The organism is Bradyrhizobium sp., assembly GCF_019242285.1.
Classification (GTDB): domain Bacteria; phylum Pseudomonadota; class Alphaproteobacteria; order Rhizobiales; family Xanthobacteraceae; genus Bradyrhizobium.
The window spans coordinates 1-5240 of the sequence record NZ_JAFAVV010000765.1; the positions used below are offsets into that span (position 1 = coordinate 1).

The following is a 5240-nucleotide window of genomic DNA, read 5'->3' on the forward strand; positions in this document are numbered from 1 at the left end:
CGTGCTTGACACGCGAGACGGGCTTTATCTGGTCTACCGAGAAGCGGGGTTTCAGGACAAAGCGGAGTTCTTCGAAATGTATCGGGGCAAACCGGAGTTTGATTCGTGCGGATCCACCCGGAAGCCAGCACTAGCGACGGCACTCTATGAACCCAAAGAGGGGCTGCTTAAAAGAGTGGAGTTGCACGGCAATCGGCTTGAGATCATCTATACACGCGATGTGTCTGAGTCGATTTGAGCCGAGCAGAGCCCGCCTTTCACAGTAGCGTTTCCTGCTGGAGAAGCATCGAATCGGCGAACGTTGCTTTTGATCGGCTGATTGCTGTCAGTTGGCAACAGGCGTCTGCGGCGCGATCTTGTTCTGCGCGATGATGGCTTCGGCCCGCGCGAGATTTTCCAGCAGGCGCTGGCTGGTCAAGACAAGGAAGTAATAGCCGAACTGCGGGTTTTGGAAGTAGATCTCGAGCAGCTTTTCATAGCTGATAGTCAGGACGCGGCCATCCTCGATACATTCGATCGTCGCGGTCCGGCGGTTGTCGAGCGTGAGGAAACCAAGCTCGCCCATCAAACGCCCCGCCGGAAGTTCGACGTTGATTTCGATGACCCGGAATTTGCCGGTGACGGTCAGCAGCATTTCGTTGGCCGCGTCACCCTTCTTCATCAAGATATCGCCCCTGCGATACTTGCGGTCGGTCATGAACGGCTTGAGCCACTCCATCGACATGTCGCCCTGTGTTGCGGTGCGCGCCTTCTTCACGAGAGCGAGCATTTGACGGAGACGGTAGGCATTGATGGGAATCATCAGGAGATAAAGAAGAAAGGTCGTGACGGCTCCGGTGAGCGCACCGAAGATGGCGAAGAATGCGCAACCGATCATGTTCGCGACCCGCAGCGGCACCATCGTGTGCGTCAGCAATGTGGCGACAAAGAAGATCGCGCCGACCAGGGCGAACATATTGGCAAGCGTGATGTTGTGCAGAAAGATTTCCAGCAGACGGTTGAAGATGGCGTCCCACGTCACGTTGTTCGGATCGAGACCCATTTGGACCAGAATCTTCGCGAACCTGAGGTTGTCGGTTGCTGCATCGAGAATGCGGTCCAGCATGATGGACATATCTCCTTTGGAGCCGGTGGGGCCAGCTTACCGGAAGTGGCTTTATCGCAGCACAGCAAACTTGGCCGCCCGACTTCCGAGATGGGTCCGGGGCTGAAAGTCTCATGCCGAGCAAATCTTGGTCGGCACCGTCTTAGACAGCCGACATGGCGTAGGCCTGACGGTTCTCGGTCGGGCCACAACCGGAGGCACCATTTGGCAGAGTGGACGAAGGTCTCTGCAGGTTGAAAGGCGATCATAGTGTCCGGCGGCCCGCGACGGGAGGGGTTCCTTTTTGCTCGCTGCCGGTGTTTCCTCTATCACGGCGGAGAACGGGCATGCAGGGATCGCTGGGAGAGAAGATCGGCGAAGGCGTCTTCGCTGATGTCCACGCCTGGGCGCCCGGTCAGGTCGTCAAGTTGTCCAAGCCAGGTATTCCGCAGTGGGTCGTCCAGCATGAGACGCAAATGACCCGCGCGGTCTTCGCCGCCGGCGGCCCAGCGCCGGAGGTGCTCGGCGAAGTCACCCTGGACGGCCGTTTTGGCATCGTGCTGCCGCGGTTCGATGGGCCGACCCTGATGCAGGCTACGCGCACGGGCGCCATCACGCGTGAACAAGCGGGCGCAACCCTTGCGACGCTCTGCCTTGCCGTTCACAAGACGCGACCGCCGCCGGACGCCCTCTCGCTGCGCGAGGCGATGGGCGCCAGATTGCGGTTCGGCGGCAGCGTGCTTCCGGAGCGCATCACCACCGGCGTCCTCGCGCTGATCGAGCACCTCACGCCCGATGACGTGCTGTGCCATTCCGATCTTCAGCCCCGCAACGTGATCATGACGGCGCAGGGTCCGAGACTGATCGACTGGCTCGGCGCGGCTCGTGCGCCCGCCGCCTACGAGATTGCAAATTGCCATGTCCTGCTTGCCGAGATTGGCCCGGAACACGCCGACGATCCTGAGCGGGCCACGGTCAATTCGGTTCTGCAGGCGGAGTATGCGCGGCTGGCCGGCATAGCCCCTGCGGTGCTGACGGCGGCGATGCAGCCCTATTTGCCGATCGTCCGCGTCTTCCTCCTGCTCGCCGGGGTCGTGCCCGTACCTGCCATGCGGGAGCGGCTGATCCAGCGCGTCGAGGCGGCCCTGCGCGCGGAGGGGTGAATTGTTTTGGTCGCGCGCGAGCCGGAGTAGCCTGTCGAAGCGAGCCGTCAGTGTCTCCTTGTCAGGGGCCGAAAGTCTCACGTCGAGCAAATCTGGTCGACACCATCTCAGACAACCGACCTGGCGTAGCCCTGGTGGTCTTCTCCATCGGGCCAATTCCGGAAGTGCATAGTCAGGAGCGGACAGCCTTTAGATCCGCGAGATTGATAAAAAGCCTTCCGAGTGACCCCAAGGCAGAGTCGGAGCCTCCCCAGCGGTCGACAATATGATATCGCCCATGGCGACGCGCCTCTACGATCCACTCGGCCCCATCTAAACCGAGATTGCCGCCTGTCGTCGTCATCTGCCAGAACTGTACTTCCTCGAGTCGAGCGATGACCGTTTGCCACTCATCGCGGGACAATGCCCTCGTGACGCACCGGGACACATGCGCCGGATCGTAGCGGCCAGCCTTCGGATCGTAGCGGCCGGGGCCATCCAGGATCACGGCTTCGAGGCCGTAGTCGTCACTGCCCCGAAAAACTCGTATCGCAACAGAATTGCGAAACGACGGAAGCCATAAGAAACGATAGCTTTCCGTGTCCTCCAACAACCCGCAAGAAAGCGAGGGTTCTCCCATCGCAACAAGATTCTTCGAGTACCATTCCCGAACAAACTCGGAGTCACGGGTCCGAACGTGCCGACTGGGAAGTAGCGAACCTCTGGCGCATCTGGGCAGGACTCAGCAACCGGTACGCCGTGGCCGGCAAGTACAGCACTGGAACCCGCGGCCAGCGCGGCGACGACAAGCGTGGTCTGGAATAGAACAGTTGGACGCATCGGCAGTTCGATTCCCTACTCATTCATCAGCAAGGACTACGCGTGATCCCGGACTAATCCAAGCCGCGTGTGCTGTCCGTTCGGGTCAAAAGCGACGGTCGTATGGCGGCCGCAGCCGCACGTCCGCGATGTGGCGCCATGTGCCGGGAAACGACGTTCTGCGCGCCAAGGCTGTTTGGATCGTGGCATAAGCCGGGCTTGGCGAATTCGAAAAGGAAAAACCTTCAGCCGCCAAAACGACGGCGCAGCGCCTATTGCGCTGGAGGCTCAATGGTGAGGTCGCTGGGATAGGTGTAATGTATCTTCGATATGGGGCTATCGAGTTCCTCCTTATCCGATAGTATCTGATTTTCTGGCAGCCCTGTCTCACGGTCTACCAAGATCGTGCGCCAGATCGGTGGTGCGTTCTTCCAGGCCCTCGAGACTTCTTCCTGCGTCTTGCTTATGTCGGCGCCAAACTCCACCACCACAGCGCCTCGCGTTGGCGGGAAACTTATTCGGTAGCCGGCATAAGTCTTGCCCTCGAAGGCGATGTCTTCAAGGCAGGCAAACGCCGTCTCAGACGTCATCTCGAGAGGAGGGAGGCCGGTGGGAGATATTTTCGGAGACCTATACTCAAGCCACTTTTGGTTCACGCGCTTCCACGTCCGATTGCCGATCTGGATCGTTTCGATTGGATCTGGACCTGCGAAGTAGGCCAGGATTCCCCGCAGCCAATTGGCTGAGCCCGGGATTCCCTCCAGCCAGTCGTTGGCTGAGTCCACGATTAACCGCACCCGGTCGGGTGGAATGAATTCGATGGTTGCCCGATAGCCCCCAGCCGTCACTCCGCTTCGGTATGGCCGGTGCGGCTTCTCGAGCTTCTGAAATGCGGTCTCCACCTCGCCGCGGCAATCAGCCGACGCGGCCGTGCTTCCCGCGACGAAGAAGGTGAAGGCGGCGGCCACTGCCAAGCTCACATCGCGCCGTCGGCGCATCGCTGTGCTCCGGTTCGGATGGCTCAAATATTGGGCGGGCAATAGCCCCGTGTTGGGATTCCGTGTTGGGAACTGCCCTCTTAAGTGGCGAATATGGCCGCTTCGGGCCAACAAGAGACTTATGCGATGTAGCCGAAGGCGCTGGGGAACGCACGCGCGGCGCATGCACTCATAGTCGCCCGGCCCGCGAAGGTAGGTTGTTAAAACTTCTATTTCGTTTTTTCGAATACGAGGAGGCTCCTCTGCATCCCCTTATCTGCCCAGTTTGGCATTATTCGCCACGTCGAAGTGACTTGAAGGCGATCCCCGTCTAATTTGAAGAACCGTGTTTGCTCGGTGCCCACCCATTCAGGGTTCCAAGCAACATCGACCTTCGTAATCCATTTGTCCCCTTCGAGACGGTACATGCCGGTGTAAGCGGCCATGCTGTTTAACAGATCGGCGCGATCTTCGACCGTTTGTGGTGGCTTGCGCCCCTCTCCAGTTAGGACAAACATTACACGGCCCTCAGCCGTGAAAATTGCGTATCCCGTAGGGGAGCGTCCGAAGACGGGTTCTTTCTGTCCGGTGGCTTGAATTTCAATTTCTTGAGAAACCAGTTTCCAGATGCCGATCACCTTCTCGCGGTCATCGGCAAAGGCCGGATACGCCGCAATAATCCACCCAAGGATGGCAACAAGGCATTTTAACTTGGACATAAGAAGTTTCCCTCCAATGTTCTGCCCTTTTTGGTACTCGGTGGGCTGACACTAGCGCAGGAATTGAGCGGTTGGAAAGTCAGTTCCGGGTCGCAAGCAGCGGTCATGGCCAGCACGGCCTGCGTCCGGTCCGCTGCCGAGAACCGAGATGGCAATGGGCGTCAACCTTGTTCGGCAAAGAGCCAGAACCAACCCGATTGTGGGTGGTCATTTCGCTCGCTTCCAAATCACATCGACGCTCTCCCCGCTCGGGGGGCGAATGGTTAGCGTGAGCTGATCTCCCGTGATCGCAACGAAGCGCTTCTGATCTGCGCCATTCCAATTCGGAAAGGAACTACCTTCAACATGAACTGCGATGCTGCGGTCTGCCTCATTCACTGAGTACGTCCCGAAGTAGGTCTGGGTCCCATTTGCTGTTGCTTCGTTTTCTTCCGCGGTGCCATGCCAGAGCGCGCCGCTTGCATATTTGGTACGGTCTGAGCGCATGACCGTGATGATG

At 59.0% G+C, this 5240-nt stretch carries 7 protein-coding genes; 2 read left to right on the top strand and 5 right to left on the bottom strand.

What is annotated here, in order from left to right; genetic code table 11:
* On the top strand, positions 1 to 238 hold a 238-nt coding region (locus tag JOY90_RS31250), incomplete at its 5' end, for a hypothetical protein (protein WP_291694949.1).
* An 87-nt stretch (positions 239 to 325) separates the two neighbouring features.
* Here the strand turns inward: JOY90_RS31250 and JOY90_RS31255 are convergent.
* On the bottom strand, positions 326 to 1105 hold the full coding sequence (locus JOY90_RS31255) for a Crp/Fnr family transcriptional regulator (RefSeq protein WP_291694950.1): 780 nt from the start codon (positions 1103 to 1105) through the stop codon (positions 326 to 328).
* Between the two features lie 326 nt (positions 1106 to 1431).
* Between JOY90_RS31255 and JOY90_RS31260 the strand changes: the two genes are divergently transcribed.
* Positions 1432 to 2247: a phosphotransferase gene (locus JOY90_RS31260; protein WP_291694951.1), complete on the top strand. Its 816-nt coding sequence runs from the start codon at positions 1432 to 1434 to the stop codon at positions 2245 to 2247.
* 172 nt (positions 2248 to 2419) lie between these two features.
* Here the strand turns inward: JOY90_RS31260 and JOY90_RS31265 are convergent, their stop codons facing one another.
* The 4 genes from JOY90_RS31265 to JOY90_RS31280 form a co-directional block, all read right to left on the bottom strand.
* The gene (locus JOY90_RS31265; protein WP_291694952.1) at positions 2420 to 2866 is read right to left on the bottom strand and encodes a hypothetical protein; all 447 of its coding nucleotides are present in this window, start codon (positions 2864 to 2866) and stop codon (positions 2420 to 2422) included.
* 451 nt (positions 2867 to 3317) lie between these two features.
* Positions 3318 to 4043 carry a hypothetical protein gene (locus JOY90_RS31270; RefSeq protein WP_291694953.1) on the bottom strand — a complete coding sequence of 242 codons (726 nt, stop codon included), beginning with the start codon at positions 4041 to 4043 and terminating at the stop codon, positions 3318 to 3320.
* 209 nt (positions 4044 to 4252) lie between these two features.
* Complete coding sequence (locus JOY90_RS31275; RefSeq protein ID WP_291694954.1) at positions 4253 to 4741, bottom strand: lipocalin-like domain-containing protein; 489 nt, start codon at positions 4739 to 4741, stop codon at positions 4253 to 4255.
* Between the two features lie 207 nt (positions 4742 to 4948).
* Positions 4949 to 5240: lipocalin-like domain-containing protein (locus JOY90_RS31280; RefSeq protein ID WP_291694955.1), on the bottom strand; the 292-nt coding region annotated here is incomplete at its 5' end.